We start from the raw sequence: 25160 nt of genomic DNA on the forward strand, positions 1-25160 counted from the left end.
TTACTCAACACTGTGCGGGACCTAGGGGCGATCCAGGGATGAAGAGAAGTCAGAAGTTGTTCGGCGCCAGCCTGCTGGCGCTGGCGATCAGCGGATGTGCAGTGACCAGTGAACCGATTGAGCGCAGCGTCAGTGAACAGCGTGCCAAAAGCGATCTGCAAGGCATGTACAGGGATCAGGAACCGTTGCGCGGTCCGTTGACGCTGCACCAGGCCATGGCCCGCGCCGTGAAGTACAACCTCGAAGGCCGCTTGAAGATCATGGAGGAAGCGCTGGCCAAGCGGCAGCTCGACCTCGCCAGTTTCGACATGCTGCCGCGCATGGCGCTGGACGCTGGCTACGTCGGGCGAAACAACGTCAACGCCTCCAGCAGCCAGAGCGTACGCACCGGCACCCAGTCTCTGGAACCGTCGACCTCGCAGGATCGTGACCGCGAAGTCGCCGACCTGACCATGGTCTGGAACGTCCTCGACTTCGGCGTCAGCTACATCAGCGCCAAGCAGCAGGGCGATCAGCGCCTGATCGTTCAGGAACGGCGCCGCAAGGTGATCAACACCATCGTTCAGGACGTGCGCTCGGCCTATTGGCGGGCGATGGCCGCTGAACGTTTGCTCAAGCAGATCGACAGCCTGATGGCGCGAGTGCAGACCGCCCGCGACAACAGCCAGACCCTGAGCGATCAACGCATTGGTGATCCAGTGCAGTCGCTCGGTTACCAGCGCTCGCTGATCGAAGCCACCCGGCAACTGGAAGAACAACGCCGCGCCTTGTCACTGGCGAAAACCGAACTGGCGACGTTGATCAACTTGCCGCTGGGCACCCCGCTGACGCTGGCCACCGATGACGGTTATCAGATTCCCGAACTCAAGGTTGATCTGGCCAAACTCGAACAGGAAGCCCTGACCAGCCGCCCGGAACTGCGCGAACAGGATTACCAGACGCGCATCAGCGCCGCTGAAACCCGCAAGGCCATGCTGCGCTTGCTGCCGGGCCTGGAGTTTTCCGCTGGCGGGCATTACGACAGCAACTCCTTCCTTGTCGAGCAGGGCTGGGCCGACTATGGCGTGAAAGTCACCTGGAACCTGTTCAACGTGATCTCCGCTCCGGCGGCGATCAACGTCGCCAAGGCCGGCGAAGAAGTGGCCACTGCGCGGCGACAAGCAATGTCGATAGCGGTGCTCGCGCAACTGTATGTGGCGAATGCCAACTATCAAGAAGCCATGCGCCAGTTCAAGACCAACCAACAGTTGTCGGACATCGACGGGCAAATCGTCGGTCAATTGCGTAACCGTCATCAGGCGGCCGGGATTGGTGAACTGGAACTGATTCAAGGCGAGCTGAACAACCTGCAAGCCGACTTGCGTCGCGATCTGTCGTACGCCGATCTGCGCAATGCCTACGGCCAGATCTTCGCCAGTGCCGGCCTCGATCCGCTGCCGGATCAGGTGCAGTCGACCGAAGTGCAGTCGATCGCCACCGCGCTGGCCAACCGCGAGTCGGCGTGGGCGTCGGGGGATATTTCGGTGCCGGTGGTGGCGCATGCCCCAGCGCAGTGATGTGCTGGCGCCCGTTGCCAGCATCTGCCGCACTCAACGCGAGGCCCGCAATGGTCATCGGGGTGCGGCGATCCTGCTGACCGGTTTGCCGGCGGCAGGCAAGTCGACATTGGCGCAAGCGCTGCAGGCCACCCTGTTCGGGGATGGCCGGCAAAGCGTGGTGCTCGATGGCGACACTTTGCGTACCGGGCTCAACCGGGATTTGGGCTTCAGCGATGCCGATCGCCAGGAAAACATTCGCCGCGCCAGCGAACTCGCGGCGCTGCTGGTGGACAACGGCCAGATCGTGATTCTGGCGATGATTGCGCCGTTGGCCGAGCTGCGTGAGGTGTTTGCGCAACGCTTGGGGGACGACTATCGCGAAGTCTGGTGCAGCGCTTCGCTGGCGGTGTGCGAGCAGCGTGATCCGAAAGGGCATTACGCCCGCGCCCGACGCGGCGACCTGCCCGGGTTTACCGGCATTTCTGCGCCCTACGAGCCACCGGCGCAACCGTCATTGGTGCTCGACACTGGCGCACAATCGGTCGATGCCTGCCTCGATCGGCTGCTGACCTGGCTCGGCGAGTGTTCGGTGTTGCCCAAGACATGAGCCGCCCGGCGTATTCGCGATTGCCGGTGACCGTGGATTTGTCCTTGCTGTTGCAGGCGCTGGCAGCGATTGCCGACGACGCCTGGCGCAGCCATTTCAATGTCGGTTATTTTTCCGGTGACTGGAGCGGGGTGGCGCTCATTTCGGCAGTCGATGCGCTGACCGAGCTGTCCCCGGGGCGCGGTGAACCGGTGCAGCGCAGCCCTTGGCTGCGTGATGAGCGCTGGCAACAAGGGCTGCAAAGTCTCTCACTGGACATCGTCAGCGCGCGATTGCTGCGCTTGGGGCCGGGTGGACGAATTCACCAGCATCGCGATTACGACCTTGATGGCCCGCAGGCCGATCGGCGTTTGCACATTCCGTTGCTCAGTCCGCCGAGCGTCGATTTCTGGCTCGATGGGCAGCGCATGCCCATGCAGGCCGGCGAGTGCTGGTTTCTTGATCTCGCTCGCCCACATCGCGTGGATAACCGCGATACCTCGGCGCGGGTTCATCTGGTGCTCGATTGCCGGCCCGGTGCCTGGCTTGAACAGATGATCAGCGACGGATTGCACAGTACCCCTGAGCCCGGTTTGGCCGACACGCCGTTGCAGCGCTTTCAGCGGCTGGTGGCTGAAGATGTTTCGCTGTCTCTGGCCTTGCGTACGCTGCACGATCCAGACGTCTTTATCAGTCGAGCGGTGGAATTGGGCGCTGAGCGTGGTTTGTCGTTCTCTTGCGAGGAATTGCGTGCGGCGATGCGCGACGGCCGTCGACAATGGAACGAACAATGGAGCGGTTGAATTTCGACGGCTGGTTGCCGATTCGTGTCTGGCCGGTTGACGGGCAGTGGCAGGTGGATTGGTGCTGGTTCGGCGACACGGCGCTGCATCAGCCGTTCTTTCGCGATGCGGTCGAGGATGCATTACGGCTGCCGTTCAATCAGGCGTTTCGGCGCCAGACGTCTTTGGCAGCGCTGAGTGAATGGCAAACGCAGAGCCCTGGGCTTGCACCGAGTGCATTTGTGCTGCACGCCTCGCGTTGCGGTTCGACGCTGATCAGCCAGATGCTCGCCCGCCTCGACGATCACATCGTCGTGTCCGAGCCACCGCCGCTGGACGCCTTGTTACGCAGTGATTTACCCGCCGGCGAACGCCGGGCCGCCATCGTCGGGTTGCTCTCGGCCTATGGTCAGCGCCGACGTGGTGTGGAACAGCGCCTGGTGATCAAACTCGACGCCTGGAACATCGGGGAATGGCCGCTGCTGCAGGACTGTTTCGCAGATACGCCGTGGCTGTTTCTCTATCGCGATCCTTTGGAAATTGCAGTTTCTCATCTGCGCCGGCCGGGGATGCACATGGTGCCGGGGATGCTGGGCGAGTGTGTGCTGGAGGATGGTTTGCCGTTCGAAGGGCGCGAAGAATTCATCGCCCGACGCTTGGGGCGATTGTTGGCGGCGGGGGTGATGCATTGCCGTGACTCGGGTGGTTTACCGGTCAGTTACAGCGAGTTGCCCGAGGCGATGGCGGGGCGGTTGGCCAGGTTTTTCCGCCTGAACGATGAACAGTGCAAGCAGGTCTTTGCCGCGACCGCGCAGCATGCGAAACAGCCCTCGCAAGCGTTCATTGCCGATGGCGACGACAAACGCCGCGAAGCTTCAGCAATGTTGCGAATGCACGTACAGAATTACACCCGAGCGCCCTACGAGGCGTTGGAAAAGCTTCGTCTGCGCGTCACAGGGTTTGCTTCATGACTTGCCGGACAAGTCCGCCATGCCCTTGAGCAATTCGATCGGCAACGGAAAGACAATCGTCGAACTCTTGTCTCCGGCAATCGAACTCAAGGTCTGCATATAGCGCAACTGCATAGCCCCGGGCTGGCGTCCGAGCATTTCCGCCGCTTGCATGAGTTTTTCCGAGGCCTGCAATTCGCCTTCGGCGTGAATCACTTTCGCGCGCCGCTCGCGTTCGGCTTCTGCCTGTTTGGCGATGGCGCGGACCATCGATTCGTTGAGATCGACATGCTTGATCTCGACGTTGGCGACCTTGATCCCCCAGGCATCGGTCTGCGCATCGAGCACCTGCTGAATGTCGATGTTCAACTGCTCGCGCTCGGCCAGCAGCTCATCCAGTTCATGCTTGCCAAGCACCGCGCGCAGGGTGGTTTGCGCCAGTTGGCTGGTGGCAGAAAGATAATCCTCAACCTGAATAATCGCCTTCTGCGGATCGAGCACGCGGAAATACAGCACGGCGTTGACCTTGACCGAGACATTGTCGCGGGTGATCACGTCCTGCGGCGGCACGTCGAGGACGACCGTGCGCAGGTCGACCCTGACCATTTGCTGGACCACCGGGATCAACAGGATCAGACCGGGGCCTTTGACCTGCCAAAAACGGCCAAGCTGAAACACCACGCCGCGTTCGTATTCGCGCAGGATGCGAAACGTCGAGCCGGCCAGGGCAATGACCAGTAAAAGCAGCGCAACAAAACCGATTTGCAGACCCATGATCACTCTCCGAGCGGTGCCGCGTCAGTCGCGGCCACTTGCAGCAACAATCCCTTGCGCGCCACCACGCGCACCGGTTGCCCTGTGTGCAGCGGCGTGGCACTGAGCACTTGCCAGCGTTCACCTTGCAGTTGCACCCAGCCGTTACGGGCATCGCCCGGTTGCACCGTGGTGATCGCGGTCACACTGCCGAGCAGGCCGGCGTCGCCACTGACGGCATGGCGCGGGCGGGTTTTCAGGGCGCGAATCAGCAGCGCGAGCAACAGCAGCGCGCTGATCAGACCGAGGCCGATCATCATCGGCGCCGGCAATTCGGCGTTGCTCAGAATCAGCGCGCCGATGACGAACATGATGATTCCGGCCAAGCCGATCACCCCGTAATTGGGCAGCGCCGCTTCGGCGATCAGAAACACGATGCCCAAGGTAATCAGCCACAAACCGGCCGGACTCATGGCCGGTAACGGGCTGTCGGCAGCCAGGGCTGATCCGCTGATCAGCAGGAGCAAGGCAAACGCACAACATCGGCTGTTCACGTGACCCTCCGCGAGCGTCATGTCTGATTCTTACAGTCTAGTTGAGGGTTGTCCTGTATGAATTTTGATCAATGTGCAGATATGCCCGGTGAGCGGATTTCCCTGCGCCAGACACCCGTCGAACTAGACTCAAAGACACGGCAATCACCGTTCAGCGCAACACCGAGGTGCATCATGCGTATGGCAAGAAAGGTGCAAAGCAGCCTGAACCGGGCGCACTGCGAATACGACATCGTCGCTCACCGGCATTCATCGAGCAGCCTGGAAACCGCGCGGGTCGCCGGCGTGCCGGCCGAGCGCGTGGCCAAATCGATCATTCTCGACGACCACCACGGGCATTACCTGATGGCCGTATTGCCGGCCAGTCGTCACCTGGACCTGAGCAAGGTACGCACCAGCGGCGAATGGCAACTGACCCGCGAAAGCAATCTGGCGCATATTTTCGACGACTGCGAACGCGGGGCAGTGCCGCCGCTGGGTGACTCCTATGGCCTGGACATGGTCATCGACCCGTTGCTGACGCGGCAGAAGGATATTTATCTGGAGGCGGGCAACCACAACTACCTGCTGCACATGAGCATGCCCGAATTTCTGAAAATGGTGCCGCATGCCGAGGTGCGGGAGTTGAGTGATTAGGATTTGTGGCGCCGGCACTGACGCCTTCGCGAGCAGGCTCGCTCACACAGGTTGATCGCATTCCCCTGTGGCAGCGAGCCTGCTCGCGAATAATCTTCCACACAGCCCATTTTTTAAGGAGTTGATCAATGGAAAGTCCAACGCACAGCCTCCCATCCCTGTTCAAACAACTCGGCCTGGACAACGACCCGGTCAGCATCGAGCAATTCATCGCCACCCATTCCCCGCTAAAACCCGAATTGCATTTGGCTGACGCGTTTTTCTGGTCGAAGAGCCAAGCGGATTTTTTGCGTGGCGAGATTCTGGATGACGCCGACTGGGCGGAGGTGGTGGATCAGTTGGATGTGTTGTTGCGTAAGGGGCGTGAGAGCTGACTGAACACCAACCTCTTGTCATTCAATTGCGTGGAACGGTTGTTGAGGATCGAAAAATAGACCAAAATCACGACCTCAATTGAGGTCTTTTATTATGCAAAGCGTTCTCGCCGATATGGCTGTCAGTGTCTCAGAATTAAAGAAAAACCCTTCCGCAGTGCTGAGCGGTGCACATGGCGGTGCCGTGGCCGTTCTTAACCACAATCGCGTCATTGGCTATATGGTGCCAGCGGATGTGTACGAAGCAATGATGGAGCGACTTGATGATCTGGAGCTTGCTGAAATCGTTCGCGCCCGCAGCCATGAGACGCCAATTTCGGTAAGCCTGGATGACCTATAAGCTCGAATTTTTGCCATCCGCTCACAAAGAGTGGAACAAGTTGGGTCATACACTACGAGAACAATTCAAAAAGAAGCTGGGTGAGAGATTGAAGCTGCCCAGAGTCTCCGCTGACGCACTTCATGGAATGCCTGATTGCTACAAAATCAAATTGAAGGCTTCAGGCTATCGTCTGGTTTATCAGGTCATTGACGAGAGAGTCGTCGTTTCAGTCGTAGCGGTCGGTAAACGTGAGCGCAGTAGCGTTTACGAGAATGCAAAAAAGCGCTGAATAAGCTCTCAGCGCCAATTCCTACAGGCAAACAGGCAATTTGTTTCAAAACTTGACTGAAATTCCCCTCCAATGCGATATTGATAGTTAGCAAACTAACAGTGTGCATTTCCTCGTGCCGAACGAACTCGACGCTCTCCAGATGAACATCAGCAGTGCCATGGTGGTGGCCGCCAGGCATTGGCGGAAGATCTGCCAGACCACGCTGGTCAACTACGGAATCTCCGAAGCCTGCGCCGTGCCGCTGTTGATGATCGGCCGCTTGGGCGAGGGCGTGCGTCAGGTGCAGGTGGCGCAGGCGGCCGGGATGGAGAGTCCGTCGCTGGTGCGTCTGCTCGATCAGTTGTGCCATTCCGGCTACGTCTGCCGCACCGAAGATGCCCAGGATCGCCGGGCCAAATGCCTGAGCCTGACCGACACCGGTCGTGAACTGGTGCAAGCGGTGGAGATCGAACTGGTGCGCTTGCGTCACGAGGTGCTCGAAGGCATCGAGCAAAGCGATCTGGAAGCTACGCTTCGGGTACTCAGAGCTTTTGAGGCGGCCAGTCCGCCTTTGGTGGTCAATTCTTGAACGGTTTTTTCTCCGGCATTCCGCCGGCCCGTGACTGGTTCTACGGGGTCCGTACGTTTGCAGCGTCGATGATCGCGCTGTACATCGCCTTGCTCATGCAAATGCCGCGTCCGTATTGGGCGATGGCCACGGTGTATATCGTCTCCAGCCCGTTTCTCGGTCCGACCAGTTCCAAGGCGTTGTACCGGGCTATCGGTACCTTTCTCGGTGCGGCGGCAGCGGTGCTGTTTGTGCCGATGTTCGTGCAGAGCCCCTATGTGCTGGTGGTGGTCATCGCGTTGTGGACGGGGATTCTGTTGTTCATGTCTCTGCATTTGCGCACGGCCAACAGCTATGCGCTGATGCTCGCCGGGTACACCTTGCCGCTGATTGCCTTGCCGGTGGTGGATAACCCGCTGGCGGTGTGGGACGTGGCGGAAGCGCGGACGGAAGAGATTTTCCTCGGCATCGCCGTGGCTGCGGTGGTCGGCGCGATGTTCTGGCCACGGCGTCTGGCGCCGGTGTTCAACGATGCCGTGGGCAAGTGGTTCGCCGACGCGACCACCTACAGCTTGAAATTCCTCAGCCGTGATGTGCAGCCTGAAGAAGTCACCGCGCTGCGCATGGCCATGGTCGCCAGCTTCAACAGTCTTGAGCTGATGATCGGCCAGTTGCCCCACGAAGGCGCGCGACCGCAAACCGTGCGCAACACCAAAGAATTGCGTGGGCGCATGATTCACCTGTTGCCGGTGATCGATGCGCTGGAAGATTCGCTCTATGCACTTGAGCGTCGCACGCCGGAACTGGTGGAAAAATTCGCACCGCTGCTCGCGGCCACCCGCGAATGGCTTGCTCACCAAGACGCCGATCTCGAACGCTGGCAAGCACTGAAAGATCAGCTCGAAGCCCTGCAACCGAGTGCCGAGGCGCTGGAAGATCGCAAGCAACTGCTGTTCTCCAACTCGATTTATCGCCTCGGTGAATTCATCGATCTGTGGCAAGACTGTCGCAGCCTGCAGGACGCGATTCTGTGCGAGCGCCAGGACAGCTGGCGCGCGGTGTATCGCCACTGGCGCCTCGGTCGGCTGACACCGTTTATCGATCGCGGGCTGATGTTGTATTCGGTGGTCTCGACGATTCTGGCGATCATCGTCGCTTCGGTGCTGTGGATTCTGCTGGGCTGGCCGGACGGCGGCAGCGCGGTGATTCTGGCGGCGGTGGCGTGCAGTTTCTTTGCGTCGATGGACGACCCGGCACCGCAGATCTACCGGTTCTTTTTTTGGACCGGCATGTCGGTACTGTTCGCCAGTCTTTATCTGTTTTTGATTCTGCCCAACCTGCACGATTTCCCGATGCTGGTGCTGGCGTTTTCAATCCCGTTCATCTGCGTCGGCACCCTGACCGTACAGCCGCGTTTCTACCTCGGCATGCTGCTGACGCTGGTCAACACCTCGTCGTTCATCAGCATTCAGGGCGCTTACGACGCGGATTTTTTCGCCTTCGTGAACTCCAACCTGGCGGGGCCGATAGGTCTGCTGTTCGCCTTTATCTGGACGCTGGTGGCGCGTCCGTTCGGTGCTGAACTGGCGGCCAAGCGCCTGACCCGCTTCAGCTGGAAAGACATCGTCCACATGACCGAACCGGCCAACCTTGCCGAACACCGCAAATTGGGCGTGCAGTTGCTCGATCGACTGATGCAGCACCTGCCGCGTCTGGCCCTTACCGGCCAAGACACCGGCATCGCCATGCGCGAAGTGCGCGTCGGCCTGAACCTGCTCGATTTACTCGCCTATACCCCACGGGTGACCGGCGCGCCGAACGCGCTGTTGCAGCAAGTGGTCAGTGAAGTCGGCGAGTATTTCCGCGCCTGCCTCAAGGCCGGCGAACGCCTGCCGGCACCGGCGGCGTTGTTGATGACCATGGACCGCACGCGCCGTGCACTCAATGGCCAGGGCGATGATGAAACCCGTCTGAACCTGTTGCACGCCTTGAGCGGTTTGCGTCTGGCGCTGTTGCCCGGCGTCGAATTCGTCTCCAGTGCCGAGCCCGAAGAACCGCTGCCCGAAGGAGCGCCCCTATGATCGGTGATCTGGACATCAGCGGCATTTTCCTGCCGACCCTGCTGGTGTTGATGGGCATTACTTATGTGCTGTTTTTGTTGGTGCATGGCGTACTTCAGCGCGTGCACTTTTACCGTCTGGTCTGGCACCGGGCATTGTTCAACGTGGCTCTCTACGCGGTACTGCTGTACGGCGTGGACTCACTCAGTCGATACCTGATGACATGAAAAAACCGTTTTTGACCATCGGTCGCGTGGTACTGACCCTGCTGATCGTGACTTTTGCCGTTGTCCTCGTCTGGCGCATGGTGATGTATTACATGTTCGCGCCGTGGACCCGTGACGGCCACATTCGCGCCGACATCATCCAGATCGCCCCGGACGTTTCCGGGTTGATCCAGCAGGTTGAGGTGAAAGACAACCAGTTGATCAAACGTGGCCAGGTGCTGTTCAGCATCGATCAGGATCGCTTCAAACTGGCCCTGCGTCAGGCCAAAGCCGCCGTTGCCGATCGCGAAGAAACCCTCGCTCAGGCCCAGCGTGAAGCCAAACGTAACCGTGGCCTCGGCAACCTGGTGCCGGCCGAGCAGCTGGAAGAAAGCCAGTCGAAGGTCGCCCGCGCGCAGTCGGCGCTGGCCGAAGCCATGGTCACCGTGGACAGTGCCCAGCTCAACCTTGACCGCTCGGTGATCCGCAGCCCGGTGGACGGTTACGTCAACGACCGTGCGCCGCGTCCGCAGGAGTTCGTCACGGCCGGGCGTCCGGTGTTGTCGGTGGTCGACAGCAACTCGTTCCACATCGACGGCTATTTCGAAGAGACCAAACTCGACGGCATCCATGTCGGCCAGTCGGTGGATATCCGCGTGATCGGCGACCGCGCCAAGCTGCGCGGACATGTCGAAAGCATCGTCGCCGGCATCGAAGACCGTGATCGCAGCAGCGGCAGCAATTTGCTGCCGAACGTCAACCCGGCGTTCAGTTGGGTGCGGCTGGCGCAGCGGATTCCGGTGCGGATTGCCTTTGATGACGTGCCGGCAGATTTCCGCATGATCGCCGGGCGCACTGCCACCGTTTCGATCATCGACGATCAGCCACGCGACGAGCGGAAACAGGAGCCTGCGCAATGAGCAGGGCGCTGATGATCGCCGGGTTGGGCGTGATGCTCTCGGCCTGTCAGATGGTCGGGCCGGATTATCACGTGCCGGAGGATGCGGCGGTTCAGCGCAAGGATTTTCAGGGCGAACTGGCGGTGGCCGGCAAACCGGTAGTTTCGGCGCCGGTGCCGGCGGATTGGTGGCGTCTTTATAAGGATGCGCGGCTGGATCAACTGGTGCAGCAGGCCATGGCTTCCAATACCGATCTGCGCGTAGCGGCGGCGAACCTGCAGCGGGCTCGAGCTCAGGTCGATGAGGCCGAAGCAGCGGGTGGCTGGAGCGCAGGTGTGAAGATGGGGGCGCAGCGTTTGCAAGAGTCTGGTCAGGCATTCTTGCTGCCGGAAAAAGTCCCGGTCGATAACGTCGGCGACATCGGCATCAGCGCTTCTTATCAGTTCGATCTGTGGGGCACTTTGCAACGCGGCATCGAAGGCGCAAAGGCCAATGCCGACGCGACCCAGGCAGCGGCAGACACGGCGCGGATCACCTTGGTGGCAGACGTCGTGCGTGCTTACACCCAAGTCTGCGCGGCCAACGAAGAACGGGAGATCGCCCAGCACTCTCTTGACCTGCAATCGCAAGGCACCACGCTGATTCAACGTCTGCGCGATGCCGGCCGTGGTGATGAAACTCAGGTGACTCGCTCGCAAACCCAATTCAAATCCCTGCGCGCCGAACTGCCGCGCTATGAAGCGGCGCGTCAAGCTGGCTTGTACCGTCTGTCGATGTTGCTGGCCAAACCGGTCGATCAATTGCCGGCCGGCACCGCCACCTGCGCCGAACTGCCGAAAATCGCCCAACGGGTGCCGGTCGGCGATGGCGCTGCGCTGCTCAAACGTCGCCCGGACATTCGCCAGGCCGAACGTCGTCTGGCCGCTGCGACCGCCGGCATCGGCGTCGCCACGGGCGAGTTGTATCCGGACATCAGCATCGGCGCGACCATCGGCACTGTTGGTCTCATCGATGACTTGGGTGATCCGTCGACCAACCGCTGGGGTTTCGGCCCGTCGCTGAGCTGGAAAGTGCCGACCAACGGCGCTCGTGCGCGAATCCGCGAGGCAGAAGCGGCGACCCAAGGCGCACTGGCGCACTTCGACGGCGTGGTGCTCAACGCCATTCGCGAAACCCAGACCGGTCTGGCTCAGTACAGCGCCTTGCTGCAACGCCGTGATGCGCTGGCCGATGCTGAGCAGTCGGCGAAACTGGCCGCCGACCAGACGCACCGCTTCTTCCAGGCCGGCCGTGAGTCGTTTCTCGCCGACCTGCAAGCGACCCGCACCTACACCGATGTCACCGCGCAACTGGCCGCCGCCAACACCCAGGTTGCGATGAGCCAGATCGATTTGTTCCTCGCCTTGGGCGGCGGTTGGGAAAGCGGACGAACGAACGCTTCAAGCCCCGGCAAACCCTGAGGCCGTTGCTATGCTTTGAAGTGTTGGAAGGGCGCCCCGAGCAAGGCGCCTTTTCAGCGCACATTGCTAGCGCTGGTCTAGGGGAAACCAATAATGAAAAACCCTTACGCTCTCGGCTTCTGGTGCGCCCTCGCAGCGCTGGTGCTGCTCTCGGCCACCTATTTCTACGGCATCATGCTGGCCCATCAGATCGACAAGGCGATGGTGTTCCTTGACAGCGCAACAGCGCTGATCGCGGTCATGGCGATCGTGGTGGTGGCGTGGGCGTCGATCCAGGTGCAGCGGGTCAAGAAACGCCAGCTTGAACAGGGCAAGACCCTGGTGCTGATCTGGGATACCAAAGTCGCCCTGCGCCGAGTCGAAACCGTGTTCGACCGGTATTTCTGGGGCAGTTACTGGCAACCGGGGCGAACCTTCGCCGAAGTCATGGGCGAACTCACCGGCACGCCGCTGGAAAAAAGCCTTGAAGCGTTGAAAAAGCAGTGCCTGGAACTCGACAAGCAGATTGACGGCGAGGGCTGGCATTGGTTGAACAACGCCCGCGAATTATCGGATGTCGCCACGGCCATGGCCCGCGAGCGCTATCAGCTGGATTTCTGTGACCCGCGCGCTGATGGCCCGGGTGGGGCGGTGATCGATCGGGACTTTGAAGTGCTGGTGTACACCTGGACTGCGCGGCTGAAAAGCTTTGATCATCAGTTGGATGAGATTGAGGTTCAGTATTCCTGATTCCCGGCGAATCGACCGCCCTCATCGCGAGCAGGCTCACTCCTACATTTGGAATGCGTTCCCCTGTAGGAGTGAGCTTGCTCGCGATGGCGACTTAAAAAACCCCGAAACTCTCACTGCCCGCCCACTGTCCACTCTCCCCATAGACACTCTTTAACCTTTAAACATTGGGCCGTCTTGCGCGCCCGGTGCTAATCTCCACCGCTGAATTCAGCGCAGTCGAGCCGCGACCCGGTCACGGGTTCAGGGAAGACGACCACACTCACAGCCACGGAAATCGATCAGGTCATTCATGAATAAATCAGCAGGCGTGCTTCTCGGAATTGTTGTTGCCATCGGCGCGATCAGCGCGGGCGGGGCCTGGTACACCGGGACCAAGATCGAAGGCGTGTTGAACAACGCCGTCAGCAATGCCAACCAAGAGCTGCAAACCGCCATGGCCGGCTCCAACGGCACCGCGTCGCTGGAGCTGGTGTCGCTGGAACGCCACACTTTCACCAGCACCGCGCACTATCGCCTCAAGGGTGAAGGCGAGATGTTTGGCGACAAGCCGGTCGAACTGTTGTTTGTCGACCACATCGAGCATGGGCCGCTGCCGTTCTCGCGTCTGGTTTCGCTGAAATGGCTGCCGGTCATGGCCACCAGCAACTACGAGCTGGAAAAGAACCCTGCCACCGAAAAATGGTTCGCCGCCACCAAGGGCGCCGCGCCGCTCAAAGGCGTGACCAGCATCGGCTATGACGAATCGACCACCAGCACCCTCGACCTGCTACCGTTCGAAACCGCGCTGGATGAGCAATCGAGTCTGAAATTTTCCGGCCTGACCATGAACATCTCCGCTAACGCCAAAGCGCAGAAGGTCAAGGCAGACGGCTACATGGACAACCTGAAACTGGTCACCGTGGCTGAAGACCAAGCGCCGGTGCAGGTCGAACTCAACGGTCTGACCCTGGCCAGCAACCTCGCCAAGAGCAGCTACGGCTACTACACCGGGGAAAACACCCTGGTGCTGACCAACAGCAAAACCACCTTCGGCCCCAAGCAATCGGTGCTCGGCGTGAAGAACTTCGAAATGAAGAACCTCACCGAAGAAACCGGCAGCAATGCTTCGGGTCGTGCTGATTACAAGATTGGCGAAGTCAGCCTCAACGACAAGAAAATCGGCTCGGCCAATATGGCCATGAGCCTGAAAAACCTCGACATCCCGTCGACCATGTCGCTGATGCAGATCTACCAGACCAAATTGCAGCCGTATGAAAAAGCCGCCGCCGAAGCCGCAGCCCAGGGCTTGCCAGCGCCGGAGCTGAACCTCACCGAAGCTGAAAACGCCCAGGTCAAAGCCGACCTGCAGAAACTGCTGGCCGCCGGCCCGCAGATTGCCCTGGAAAACCTGTCGTTCAACACTGCCAACGGCGAGAGCAAGGCCAATCTGGTGATCGACCTGACCAAGCCGCAATCGATGGACTTGCCGCCGGACCAACTGGGCAAACAACTGGTCGCATTGCTGGATCTGAATATCCAGGTGTCCAAGCCGATGCTGGTCGATCTGCTCAGCGTGCAGGCACAGCTGGATGGTCAGACCGATGCCAAAGCCATCGTCGATCAATCCAAGGAAGCGGCCGACATGTTTGCGGGCATGGCGGTCGGTTCGCAGTTGGCCGTTGTCGACGGCACCAACGTCGTGACCAAGCTGCATTACGCCGCCAATCAGGTCGAATTCAACGGCCAGAAGATGACCGTCGAGCAGTTCGTCGGCTTCCTGATGAGCAAGTTCGCAGGCGTCACGCAAGTGCAGTAATCCTGCGCTCTTAATAGCAACGCCCGGCCTCTGTGTTGAACAGACGCCGGGCGTTTTGCTGTCTGGCGTTCGGGTTTTCGGCATTTCCGGAGCACGATTCTGAACAATTATTGTGTTCCGGATATTGATCTGCGCTTGCGTGCAAGACTGCCTGACTAAGCTTGGCCGTTGCATGTGCATGGGCGGCCACCGTTACGAATGGGCAAGGAGGGCATTGCGACCCGGCTGGCCATGTAAGGATGCTGACGAATGCCGCGTATTGATGTTCCTGTATTACATCGTGGTTTACGCCCGTTGTTCCGAGTCGCGCTGTGCAGCCAGTTGCTCTGGCCGGCGCTGGCGTTTGCCGACACACCCTACGATCAGATGGTGCGCGACGCCCGTGCCGGGCAAACCACGCCGGCGCTGACGGTTTTGCGTCAGGTGCCACCCGGCCAGTCGACCACCGGGCAGATCAGCGATCACTTGCAGATCGCCAGTTGGGCCGGCCTCGACGCCGAAGTGGTGCAAGTCTATGAAACCCAGGGCCGCGATCGCGTCCTGCCGGTGCAGGCACTGACCGCCACCGCCCGCGCCTATCGCAATCTCAAACGCTGGGATCAGGCGACCCAGGTCTACAACAAGGCCCTGGCGCTGGAGCCGGATAATGCCGATCTGCAATTGGGCCTGGCCCTGACCCAGGCTGACGCCGGCAAACCCGACCAAGCGGTGACCCGCGCCAAAGCGCTGGTGGCGGCCAAACCTGATGATCCTTCGCGCCGTCTCGCCTTGGGCTACGCCCTGACCCGTGACAACAAACCTTACGATGCCCTGTTCGAATACGATCAGGCCTTCAAGCGCGCCGGCAACAAACCGGACGTCGCTCGTGAATACGTGGTCGCCCTGCAAAAGGCGCGTCTGCCGGAGCCGGCGCTGCGTCTGGCCAATCAACGTCCGGGGTTGATCGATCCGGTCACGTTGCGTCGCCTCGAAGGCGATCTCGCCGCCGAGCGCGTACGCCTGGCCGAACTCGCCACGCGCAGTGAAAAAGAGCGCTACGTCATCGCCGATCGCGCGCTGGCCGACTACGACAAATTGCTCGCCACCTGGACACCCGACGCGACCGCTCACGACGACGTGATTCGCTGGCGCATCGACCGCATGGGTGCGCTCAAGGCCCGGGTACGCACGGCAGACGTCATCACTGAGTACCAGAAGCTGCAAGCCGAAGGCGTGAAGATTCCGACTTACGCCCTGCGCTGGGTAGCGGCGTCGTATCTGGATCAGCGTCAGCCGGAAATCGCCACTGACCTCTACCGCCAAGTCCTCTCGGCGCCAGACGCCGATGTCGGTGATCGCCTCGAAGACACCACTGCACTGTATTACTCGTTACTGGAAAGCGACCGCGCCGAAGAGGCACGCAAAGTCGCGGAAGACTTGGCCAAGACTCAGCGCCCGCGTATCGAGCTGAAAGGCTTGCCGATCGGCAACCCCAACGATGAATGGATGGATGCCCAGCAACTCGCCGCTCAGGCCGGCACCTACGGTTCCGATCTACCCCATGGCGAGGAGCGCTTGCAGACGCTGGTCGATCAGGCGCCGGGCAACGTCGGTTTACGTCTGGCTCAGGCCGATCTGTACCTGGCCCGCAACTGGCCGCGCCGCGCGGAAACGCAGCTCAAGGAAACCGAGAGCATGGTGCCGCGCGACATGGGTCTGGAAATCGGTCAGGCCCACACCGCCATGGAATTGCAGGAATGGCGGCAAATGGATGCGCTGACTGATGACGTCGTCGCGCGTTATCCGGATAACCGCCAGGTGCAGCGTCTGGCCCGCGAACGCGAAGTGCATGACATGTCGGAACTGCGCGTCGAAGCCTACGGCGGCAAGGCCAACGGTGGCGGCAGTGGCGATGCCGGCGCCGTCAGTGGCAGCCGCGATTTTGGCATCCAGACCACCCTGTACAGCCCGCCTATCGATGAAGACTGGCGGGTGTTCGCCGGGGCCGGTTATGCCACCGGCGACTTCGCCGAAGGCACCGGCAATCATCGCTTCCAGCGTGTCGGCCTGGAGCGGCGCACCCGCGACATGACCCTCGAAGCGGAAGTTTCCAACCACTCTTACGGTTTCGGCGACAAACAGGGCGCACGGCTGGCGATTGCCCGCGACATCAATGACCACTGGCAATACGGCGGCAGCCTCGAATACCTCTCGGCTGAAACCCCACTGCGCGCGCTCAACAGCGACATCAAGGCCAATGGCGGCAGCGGTTTCATACGCTGGCGTGCCAACGAAAGCCGCGAATGGCGCCTGTCGGTGAGCCCGTCGCACTTCAGCGACGGCAACAACCGCGTCGAAGCCTTGCTCACTGGTCGCGAGGGCGTTTACAGCGCGCCGAACATTCAGGTCGATGCCGGTCTGGAAGTCGGCACCAGCCACAACTCGAAATCCGATGATGTGCCGTACTTCAACCCCAAATCCGACTTCAGCGTGATGCCGCTGGTCAACGTCAATCACGTGCTCTATCACCGCTACGAAACGGCCTGGAGCCAACAATTCCAGGCCGGCGCGGGGACGTACAGTCAGCGTGATCACGGCACTGGCGGCATGGCGTTGCTCGGTTACGGCCAGCGTTATGCCTGGAACGACGTGTTCGAGGTGGGCGGCTTGTTCAGTGTGATCAACCGGCCTTATGACGGTGATCGGGAGACCGATCTGCGTCTGCTCGTCGACCTCACTTTCCGCTTCTAGAAGAGTTTGAAGATGCCTTTGATATCGCGTTTCATCCTTCTGCTGGGAGTGCTGCTGATCAGCGCCTGCGCCCAGCAAGCCCCGGCCTTCGCGCCGCCGTCCGAGCGTCCGCTGGCGGCCAGTGAAAAACCGTGGCCGAAAAATCACGTGCTCGGCATTGCCTACCACGACGTCGAAGACCGCGATCCCGATCAGGCCGTGGTGGCGGTGCGCACCGAGCGCATGATCGAGCAACTCGCGTGGCTGCGCGAGAATGGCTACAAACCGGTCACGGTCGACCAGATCATGGCGGCGCGCAAGGGCGGACCGGAGCTGCCGGCGAAGGCGATTCTGCTCAGTTTCGACGACGGCTATTCGAGCTTCTACACCCGCGTCCTGCCGGTGCTGCGCGCCTATAACTGGCATGCGCTGCTGGCGCCGGTCGGCAGCTGGATCGACACGCCGCTCAATCAACCGGTGGATTTTGCCGGCGCGCCGCGTGCGCGTTCCGACTTCCTGACCTGGGATCAGGTGCGTGAGATCTCGCAATCGGGTCTGGTGGAAATTGCCGCGCACACCGATGCCAACCACAAAGGGATTCTGGCCAACCCGCAAGGCAACATGCAGCCGGCAGCGGCGACCCGGCGCTACGATCCAGTGACCAAGCGTTATGAATCCGAAGCCGATTTTCAGGCGCGGATTCGTACCGATGTGAGCAACATCTCGGAGAAAATCCGCAAGGTCACCGGCAAGAAACCCCGCGTCTGGGTCTGGCCGTACGGCACGGCGGACGGTACTTCGTTGACCGTGGTCGGTGAGCAGGGCTATGAAATGGCCCTGACCCTGGACGACGGTCTCGACGCCCTCGACAACCTGATGAGCAGCCCACGCTTCCTCGTCGCCTCCGACCCTGACGGTGAGCATTTCGCCAACAGCGTTGTCGGTGTGCAGTCGGATTTCGTCATGCGCGTGGTCCACGTCGATCTGGACAACGTCTACGACCCGGACCCGGCGCAACAGGACATCAACCTCGGCAAACTGGTGCAGCGCATGGCTGACATGGGCGCCAACACGGTGTTCCTGCAGGCCTTCGCTGATCCGAAGGGCGATGGTCTGGTGCACTCGCTGTACTTCCCCAATCGGCATTTTCCGGTACGAGCCGACATCTTCGACCGGGTTGCCTGGCAGTTGCGCACTCGTGCCCACGTGAAAGTTTTTGCCTGGATGCCGGTGCTCAGTTTCGGCCTTGATTCGAAGCTGCCGCGCGTCACCCGCTGGGACCCGAAAACCGGCACCACAGCCGTCGATCCGGACCAGTACAAACGTCTGTCGCCGTTCGATCCCGAGGTGCGGCGAATCATCGGTGAAATCTATGAAGACGTGGCGCGCCTGACCTCGGTCGACGGCATTCTCTACCACGACGATGCGGTGCTTTCTGACTTTGAAGACGCCAGCCCTGAAGCCTTGAAAGCCTACGCTGCCCATGGCTTGCCGGGTTCGATTGCCGCCCTGCGCGATGATCCGGCTGCGATGCAGCGCTGGACCCGCTTCAAGAGCAAATACCTCATCGATTTCACCAACGAGCTGACCGCCAAAGTCCGCGCCATCCGTGGCCCGCAGGTGCAGACCGCGCGCAACATCTTCGCCGAGCCGATGCTCAATCCACACAGCGAAGAATGGTACGCACAGAACCTTGACGATTTCCTCGCGACCTACGACTGGACCGCACCAATGGCCATGCCGCTCATGGAAAAACAGACCCAGGCCGAGTCCGGCCCGTGGCTGGAAACCCTGGTGCAAACCGTCAGCAAGCGTCCCGGAGCCCTGAACCGCACGGTGTTCGAATTGCAGGCCCGCGACTGGACGAAAAAGGATCAGGCCGACATCGACGGCGCGCACCTGGCGGACTGGATGGGCCGTCTCAAGCGTCAGGGCGCGACCAGTTTCGGTTACTACCCGGACAACTTCCTCGACAACCTGCCGGACCTGAAAACCGTAAGGCCTGCGCTCTCCAACAAATGGAATCCATAACATGCTGGATAGACTGTTAGCCCTGCTTGTTCTGGCGCTCGTCCTCGGCGTGCCGCTGGGCCTGATCTTCCTGGTCACCGGGCAGTTCCTGATGGACTTCGTGTTCTTCTACCCGCTGTTCATGTCCGGGTTGTGGATTGCCGGCGGCCTGTATTTCTGGCTGCACTGGGAACGTCACTGGCCATGGCAGGACGACACCCTGCCACCGCCACTGGAAGGCGAGCCGCTGATCTCGATCCTGATCCCTTGCTACAACGAAGGTGACAACGCTGCCGATACCATTCACGCAGCGCTGGCCCAGCATTACCCGAACATCGAAGTCATCGCGATCAACGACGGCTCCAAGGACAACACCGCGCAAGTGCTCGATGCGCTGGCCAAGGAAGACCCACGTCTGCGCGTGCTGCATCTGGCGGAAAACCAGGGCAAGGCTGTCGCTCTGCGCATGGGCGCGATCGCGGCGCGCAGCGAATATCTGGTGTGTATCGACGGTGACGCGCTGCTGGCGCCGAATACGGCGGCCTATCTGGTCGCACCGATGCTGGATAACGCACGGCTTGGCGCGGTGACCGGCAACCCACGAATTCGCACGCGTTCGACGCTGGTCGGGCGGGTTCAGGTCGGTGAGTTCTCGTCGATCATCGGTCTGATCAAGCGCACGCAACGGGTGTTCGGGCGGATTTTTACCGTGTCCGGGGTGATCGTTGCGTTTCGCCGCACCGCGCTGAATCGCGTCGGTTACTGGAGCCCGGACATGATCACCGAAGACATCGACATCAGCTGGAAGCTGCAACTTGATCACTGGAGCATCTTCTACGAGCCGCGCGCGCTGTGCTGGATCCTCATGCCGGAAACCCTCGGCGGTCTGTGGAAACAGCGGTTGCGCTGGGCCCAGGGCGGCGCCGAAGTGCTGTTCAAGAATATTCGTGGCATCTGGCAGTACCGCCATCGTTACCTGTGGCCGCTGCTCTTCGAATACTGCCTGTCGACCGGTTGGGCGTTCACCTTCCTGCTGTCGGTGATCTTCTGGGGCGTCGGCAAATTTGTGGTCATGCCGGAGGCGATCGCGGTGGATCACCTGATGCCGCCGGCATTTACCGGGTTGCTGCTGGCGTTTGTCTGCCTGGTGCAGTTCGCCGTCAGCATCATCATCGACCGCCGCTACGAGCCGGGGTTGGGCAAGACCATGTTCTGGGTGGTCTGGTACCCGATTGCCTTCTGGTTTGTCAGTTTGCTGACCACGCTGGTCAGCTTCCCGAAAGTCTTGTTCGGCCAACATCAGAAACGTGCGCGTTGGGTCAGCCCTGACCGCGGCATCAAACCGATTGGCGACGACGAAGAGGAGGTTATCAAATGAAAATCATCCGGACCCGCCAGCGGCCCTTTCTGGTCGTGATCGACGTGATCCTTACGGTCATTGCCTGGGTTGGCCTGCTGTTTCTGCTGATCCGTGGCTTGTGGCCGCTTATTGAAACTCACGCGGGCGGGCCGCTGCTCGATAAGTCGGCGTTCGACGCGCTGGGCACCTTGCAGATCTATCTGTGGGTGGCATTGGTCAACGCGGTGATTCTGATCGGTTGGGCGCGTTACCAGCAGCGCAAAAGCCGCAGTTTCGCCCAGCGCCGGCTGCCGTCGCCGGTGATCGACGATGAAGGGTTGAGCAAGAGCTTCAAACTCTGCGATGAGCGCTTTCAGAAACTGCGCACGCCCGGCGTGATGACCATCCATAACGATCAGGAGGGCGACATCAGCCATGTGGTGACGCATTTCTGGCCGGTCCAGCAGCAGGAACTGCCACCGCCGCTGGCACCGCTGGAGCATCCACGGGTGATCTTTCTGCATGCCGAAGATGACGACAATCGCGAACCTCTGACGCGGTGACCGGCTTGACCGTTCCCACACTCCGCGTGGGAACGATCAAGCGTAATCGCGGATCAGTGTCCAGGCCTCTTCCATTGTCAGCGGTTGCTTCATGCGCTCGGCCAGCAGCGCCATCGCCCGTTCTTTTTCGCAGGCGACTGCAGCGACCAGAATGCTGTTTCTGCCGAACAGACCAATAAATGGCGGATGTTCAGGCTCGCCGAGGAACTCCATCTCATCCCAGTGCTCAGCGTGGCCGAGGTAGTCGTAATTCTTGCCGAAGTGCCAGGTCCAGAAGAACGGCACGTCCAGATAATGCTCCTCGCCACCCAGCATGTTGGTAGCCGCGACTCGCGCGTGCTGCTGGGCCAGGCGCCAATGTTCGATGCGTTGCGGCTGACCATGCAGCGGGAACGTGGCAATGTCGCCGATGGCCCACAGGCTTTCGCGCACGCGCATGCCGTCATCGACACGCAGCGACTGATCCTCTTCCCGAGGCAGTGAGGCGAACGCTTCGGTCGCCGGATGCACGCCGATCCCCGCCAGTACCAAGTCGGCTGAAAGGCGCAGACCATTGTCCAGCAGCACCGCTTCGACCTTGCCCTCCCCGATGATCTCTGTGGCTTCGTGCTCGGTGATGAACTTCACGCCGTTTTCCTCGTGCAAAGCGCGAATGGCTTTGCCCACGGCCTCGCCGAATTGCGCTGCGAAGGGAATCGCGTGGCGTGCGAGTACCGTGACGTCGAGGCCATGCTGGCGCAGGGCCGAGGCGCATTCGAGGGCGATGAAGCTGTCACCGATGATCACGGCGCGTTGATCGGGGCTGGCCGCTGTCATGATCTGTTTGGCTTGGGCTTTTGAGCGCAGCACGAACACCTGCGGAAGTTCGGCGCCGGGCAATTTCAGCGTATTCGGCTCGCCACCGGTAGCCAGCACCGCCGCGTCATAACGCAGGGTCTGGCCGTCGCTCAGGTGCAAAACCTTGCTTGAGGCGTCGAGCGAGGTGATTTCTTTTTCCAGCCGTTCGATGCGCTGCTCTTTATAAAAAGCTTCATCTCGCAGCGGAGGGGTTTCCTCGGGGGGCATTTCTCCAGCGAGAACAAATTTGCTCAGCACCGTGCGGTCGTAACCGGCATCTGCCTCGCGATCAATCATTACGATGCGGCCACCAAAACCTTTTTCCCGCAGCGCCGCCGCACATGCGGTACCGGCCGCACCCGCGCCGACGATTACGAACGTGCGGGAATCATCCGCCGGAGGGGTATGCGGATCGGGCAACGGCTGATCATCCACCCAAACCTCGTCGCCACGCAGTTCCAGCGGATAACGCTTGAGGCTGTTTAGCGCCGGAGGCTCGCACAACGCGCCGTCTTCAGCCCGAAACGCAGCCTTGTGCCACGGGCAGATCAGCCGTCCGTGACACAACGCACCGTCAGCCAACGGTGCGCCGGCATGTGGGCATTCGCCTTGGTAGGCGCGTAATTGCCCACCGGCGCGCAGCAGCACGATCTTGCACGCGCCGATTTCAACTTGCAGGCCACGGTCTTCTGGGACATCGGCGATACGGGCGACACGGTGCACTGGCATGATCGGCTTCCTCGCGGGCATTTCTCTTGTGAGTTTGCGCGGTAGTGCGAGGTTCAGCCATTTGCTACTGCCACGGCGCGAACGGTACAGCTATAGTTTGCAAGCCGACGACGGCCCAACTGCACAAGGTGCTCCCGGAATGACCCGATTGACCTCTCTCAACCCATGGCTGGCGGCTCTCGCCGTCACCCTTTGCGTGCAGTTTCCGGCGCAGGCCCAGGAGCGCTTCACCCTGAACATCCCGGGTGTTTCCGATAACCGCCTGTTCACCTCGGCAGCGGCCAGCGATGCACCCGGTTGCGGCGGCAAGAACCAGTCGCCAGCGCTGAGCTGGAACGCTGGACCTGTCGGCACCCAGAGCTACGCGATCGTCATGCACGACCCGGATGGCCAGAAAGGCCTGGGCGTCGATCACTGGATTCATTACGGCATCAAAGCCACCACGCACCAGATTGCAGCGGGCGTCGGTGCCAAATCCGCGCTCGAAGGTCTCGGCGGCACCAACAGCAAGGGCAACACCCATTACATGGGGCCGTGCCCGCCAGTTGGCGACAGTGCGCACCACTACATCATCCAGATCTACGCACTGGATCTGGCCCCGGACGCCTTGCCGGCCGGTTTGACCCGCGCCGAGCTGATGGAGAAAATCAAAGGCCATGTGCTGCGCAACAGCAGTGCGGTGCGGCGTTATCACCGCTGAAAATATTTTTAGCGGCGTTTAACCCGAACTGAAAGGGCTGCCCGTCTTAGTGGATGAATGATCAATTTCATCCCGAGGTCAGCCCCCATGTCTCATCCTCTCTTGCGTCCTGTTGCGGTTGGTGTGCTATTGGCGCTCGCCGGCTGCGGTGCTTCGTCCACACCCGATTCCGCTGCTGTACCAGCGCCGGCGCAGCCTGAGGTGCTGGTTCAGCAGGAAGCGGTCACGGCTGACACTTCAATGGCCAAACGCGCGCTGTACAAGATGCCCAATGCGGGCAGTGCGCCGATGCCGTTGCCGGAAAGTTATCCACAGGGCTATCGCGACGAGCAGCGCGAGCAGTATCAAGCGTTGGCGGATAACCCGATCCACAGCGTTGCTGAAACGCCGGTTTCGACGTTCAGTGCCGACGTCGATACCGGCGGCTATGCCAACGTCCGCCGCTTGCTCAATCAGGGGCGTCTACCGCCGGAAGGTGCGGTGCGGCTGGAGGAAATGGTCAATTACTTCCCCTACGACTACGCGCTGCCCAGCGATGGCTCGCCCTTCGGCGTGACCACCGAGCTGGCCGCTTCACCGTGGAACCCGCACACGCGCTTGCTGCGTATCGGCATCAAGGCCTCCGACCGCGCCGTGGCGGAACTGGCCCCGGCCAATCTGGTATTTCTGGTCGACGTGTCCGGCTCGATGGATCGCCGCGAAGGCCTGCCGATGGTCAAAAGCACGCTGAAATTGCTGGTCGATCAGTTGCGTGATCAGGATCGCGTTTCGTTGGTGGTGTATGCCGGCGAATCGAGAGTGGTACTGGAGCCGACCTCCGGACGCGAGAAAGCGAAAATTCGTACAGCCATCGAGCAATTGACCGCGGGTGGCTCGACCGCTGGCGCCTCGGGTATCGAACTGGCCTACCAAATGGCGCAGCAGGCCTTCATCCCCAAAGGCATCAACCGCATCCTCCTGGCCACTGATGGTGACTTCAATGTCGGCGTCAGCGACTTCGACAGCCTCAAGCAAATGGCTGTGGATAAACGCAAAACCGGGATTTCGCTGACGACACTGGGTTTCGGTGTGGATAACTACAATGAACACTTGATGGAACAACTGGCCGACGCTGGCGATGGTAACTACGCCTATATCGACAACCTGCGCGAGGCACGCAAAGTATTGGTGGATCAGTTGAGTTCAACCCTCGCCGTGGTGGCGCAAAACGTCAAACTGCAGGTGGAATTCAACCCGGCGCAGGTCAGCGAATATCGCCTGCTCGGCTACGAGAACCGTGCGTTGAAGCGTGAGGATTTCAGTAATGACAAAGTCGATGCCGGCGAAATCGGCGCAGGACACACGGTGACCGCGCTGTACGAAATTGTTCCGGCGGGCGAGCAGGGCTGGCTGGAGCCGCTGCGTTACGGCAAATCCGACGCTGTTGTTTCGGCAAAGAGCGGAGAATTAGCAATGCTGCGTGTGCGTTATCAGCGTGCCGAAGGTGGGAAAAGTCTGCTGATCGAACGACCCATCGCCAATCAGGTTGCAACCGCCAGCGAGGATCTGCGTTTTGCCGCCGCCGTGGCCGCGTTCTCCCAGCAGCTCAAAGACGGCCGTTATACCGGCGACTTCAGCTTGAAGGACACAGAGGCATTGGCCCGTGGCGCTCGCGGCGATGATCGCTTCGGTCTGCGCAACGAGTTCGTGCAACTGGTCGAACTGGCGCAGAGCTTGCGCAGAGCTTGCGCAGCTCAACCGCATCGAACGCGTTGGCCACTGAACAACGGATCAAATAAGTGAGTCGT

At 60.7% G+C, this 25160-nt stretch carries 24 protein-coding genes; 21 read left to right on the forward strand and 3 right to left on the reverse strand.

Going from position 1 to position 25160, the window contains the following annotated elements:
* Positions 1-38 precede the first annotated feature (38 nt).
* The 4 genes from H8F23_RS18340 to H8F23_RS18355 are packed head-to-tail and all read left to right on the forward strand — an operon-like array spanning position 39 to position 3877.
* Positions 39-1556, forward strand: coding sequence for a TolC family protein (locus H8F23_RS18340; RefSeq protein ID WP_194935330.1), 1518 nt, complete (start codon positions 39-41; stop codon positions 1554-1556).
* On the forward strand, positions 1540-2145 hold the full coding sequence (gene cysC / locus H8F23_RS18345) for an adenylyl-sulfate kinase (RefSeq protein WP_194935331.1): 606 nt from the start codon (positions 1540-1542) through the stop codon (positions 2143-2145). Before H8F23_RS18340 ends, cysC begins: the two co-directional genes overlap by 17 nt.
* Complete coding sequence (locus H8F23_RS18350) at positions 2142-2927, forward strand: aspartyl/asparaginyl beta-hydroxylase domain-containing protein (protein WP_194935332.1); 786 nt, start codon at positions 2142-2144, stop codon at positions 2925-2927. The genes cysC and H8F23_RS18350 overlap by 4 nt, the downstream gene beginning before the upstream one ends.
* Positions 2915-3877 (forward strand): sulfotransferase family protein, encoded by a 963-nt coding sequence (locus H8F23_RS18355; protein ID WP_194935333.1) that lies wholly within the window; start codon positions 2915-2917, stop codon positions 3875-3877. Before H8F23_RS18350 ends, H8F23_RS18355 begins: the two co-directional genes overlap by 13 nt.
* Here H8F23_RS18355 and H8F23_RS18360 read toward each other — a convergent pair.
* Both H8F23_RS18360 and H8F23_RS18365 read right to left on the reverse strand, forming a co-directional pair.
* Entirely contained in the window at positions 3872-4630 is a 759-nt protein-coding gene (locus H8F23_RS18360; protein WP_007917711.1) for a slipin family protein, read from the reverse strand. The two genes, H8F23_RS18355 and H8F23_RS18360, sit on opposite strands and share 6 nt — an antisense overlap.
* 2 nt (positions 4631-4632) lie before the next feature.
* Positions 4633-5184: an NfeD family protein gene (locus H8F23_RS18365; RefSeq protein ID WP_194935334.1), complete on the reverse strand. Its 552-nt coding sequence runs from the start codon at positions 5182-5184 to the stop codon at positions 4633-4635.
* 153 nt (positions 5185-5337) lie between these two features.
* Between H8F23_RS18365 and H8F23_RS18370 the strand changes: the two genes are divergently transcribed.
* The 15 genes from H8F23_RS18370 to pgaD all read left to right on the forward strand — a co-directional run bounded on the left by H8F23_RS18370 (position 5338) and on the right by pgaD (position 21107).
* Positions 5338-5799, forward strand: coding sequence for an aminoacyl-tRNA deacylase (locus H8F23_RS18370; RefSeq protein ID WP_093440296.1), 462 nt, complete (start codon positions 5338-5340; stop codon positions 5797-5799).
* 128 nt (positions 5800-5927) lie between these two features.
* Complete coding sequence (locus tag H8F23_RS18375; protein WP_194935335.1) at positions 5928-6173, forward strand: DUF2789 domain-containing protein; 246 nt, start codon at positions 5928-5930, stop codon at positions 6171-6173.
* A 94-nt stretch (positions 6174-6267) separates the two neighbouring features.
* Complete coding sequence (locus H8F23_RS18380) at positions 6268-6513, forward strand: type II toxin-antitoxin system Phd/YefM family antitoxin (RefSeq protein ID WP_194935336.1); 246 nt, start codon at positions 6268-6270, stop codon at positions 6511-6513.
* The gene (locus H8F23_RS18385; protein WP_064389059.1) at positions 6503-6784 is read left to right on the forward strand and encodes a type II toxin-antitoxin system RelE family toxin; all 282 of its coding nucleotides are present in this window, start codon (positions 6503-6505) and stop codon (positions 6782-6784) included. Before H8F23_RS18380 ends, H8F23_RS18385 begins: the two co-directional genes overlap by 11 nt.
* Positions 6785-6926: 142 nt before the next feature.
* Positions 6927-7355: a MarR family winged helix-turn-helix transcriptional regulator gene (locus H8F23_RS18390; protein ID WP_127925375.1), complete on the forward strand. Its 429-nt coding sequence runs from the start codon at positions 6927-6929 to the stop codon at positions 7353-7355.
* Positions 7352-9415 carry an FUSC family protein gene (locus tag H8F23_RS18395; protein WP_194935337.1) on the forward strand — a complete coding sequence of 688 codons (2064 nt, stop codon included), beginning with the start codon at positions 7352-7354 and terminating at the stop codon, positions 9413-9415. The genes H8F23_RS18390 and H8F23_RS18395 overlap by 4 nt, the downstream gene beginning before the upstream one ends.
* Complete coding sequence (locus tag H8F23_RS18400; protein WP_034151805.1) at positions 9412-9621, forward strand: DUF1656 domain-containing protein; 210 nt, start codon at positions 9412-9414, stop codon at positions 9619-9621. The genes H8F23_RS18395 and H8F23_RS18400 overlap by 4 nt, the downstream gene beginning before the upstream one ends.
* Complete coding sequence (locus tag H8F23_RS18405) at positions 9618-10520, forward strand: efflux RND transporter periplasmic adaptor subunit (protein ID WP_194935338.1); 903 nt, start codon at positions 9618-9620, stop codon at positions 10518-10520. Before H8F23_RS18400 ends, H8F23_RS18405 begins: the two co-directional genes overlap by 4 nt.
* Positions 10517-11959: an efflux transporter outer membrane subunit gene (locus H8F23_RS18410; protein ID WP_194935339.1), complete on the forward strand. Its 1443-nt coding sequence runs from the start codon at positions 10517-10519 to the stop codon at positions 11957-11959. Before H8F23_RS18405 ends, H8F23_RS18410 begins: the two co-directional genes overlap by 4 nt.
* A gap of 93 nt (positions 11960-12052) precedes the next feature.
* Complete coding sequence (locus tag H8F23_RS18415; protein WP_194935340.1) at positions 12053-12688, forward strand: NADH:ubiquinone oxidoreductase subunit N; 636 nt, start codon at positions 12053-12055, stop codon at positions 12686-12688.
* A gap of 292 nt (positions 12689-12980) precedes the next feature.
* Entirely contained in the window at positions 12981-14486 is a 1506-nt protein-coding gene (locus H8F23_RS18420; RefSeq protein ID WP_194935341.1) for a YdgA family protein, read from the forward strand.
* 249 nt (positions 14487-14735) lie between these two features.
* Positions 14736-17216, forward strand: coding sequence for a poly-beta-1,6 N-acetyl-D-glucosamine export porin PgaA (gene pgaA / locus H8F23_RS18425; protein ID WP_194935342.1), 2481 nt, complete (start codon positions 14736-14738; stop codon positions 17214-17216).
* 12 nt (positions 17217-17228) lie between these two features.
* Complete coding sequence (pgaB, locus tag H8F23_RS18430) at positions 17229-19226, forward strand: poly-beta-1,6-N-acetyl-D-glucosamine N-deacetylase PgaB (protein WP_194935343.1); 1998 nt, start codon at positions 17229-17231, stop codon at positions 19224-19226.
* Between the two features lies 1 nt (position 19227).
* The gene (gene pgaC, locus H8F23_RS18435) at positions 19228-20583 is read left to right on the forward strand and encodes a poly-beta-1,6-N-acetyl-D-glucosamine synthase (protein WP_064117443.1); all 1356 of its coding nucleotides are present in this window, start codon (positions 19228-19230) and stop codon (positions 20581-20583) included.
* Positions 20580-21107: a poly-beta-1,6-N-acetyl-D-glucosamine biosynthesis protein PgaD gene (pgaD, locus tag H8F23_RS18440; protein ID WP_194935344.1), complete on the forward strand. Its 528-nt coding sequence runs from the start codon at positions 20580-20582 to the stop codon at positions 21105-21107. Before pgaC ends, pgaD begins: the two co-directional genes overlap by 4 nt.
* A gap of 36 nt (positions 21108-21143) precedes the next feature.
* On the opposite strand, the gene H8F23_RS18445 is transcribed toward pgaD, so the two are convergent.
* Entirely contained in the window at positions 21144-22673 is a 1530-nt protein-coding gene (locus tag H8F23_RS18445) for an FAD-dependent oxidoreductase (protein WP_194935345.1), read from the reverse strand.
* Positions 22674-22812: 139 nt separating this feature from the next.
* On the opposite strand from H8F23_RS18445, the gene H8F23_RS18450 reads away from it, so the two are divergent.
* Entirely contained in the window at positions 22813-23373 is a 561-nt protein-coding gene (locus tag H8F23_RS18450; RefSeq protein WP_093440364.1) for a YbhB/YbcL family Raf kinase inhibitor-like protein, read from the forward strand.
* Positions 23374-23460: 87 nt separating this feature from the next.
* Positions 23461-25155: a vWA domain-containing protein gene (locus H8F23_RS18455; RefSeq protein WP_194935346.1), complete on the forward strand. Its 1695-nt coding sequence runs from the start codon at positions 23461-23463 to the stop codon at positions 25153-25155.
* Positions 25156-25160: the final 5 nt, after the last annotated feature.

Origin of the sequence: Pseudomonas neuropathica (assembly GCF_015461835.1) — a bacterium.
GTDB lineage: Bacteria > Pseudomonadota > Gammaproteobacteria > Pseudomonadales > Pseudomonadaceae > Aquipseudomonas > Aquipseudomonas neuropathica.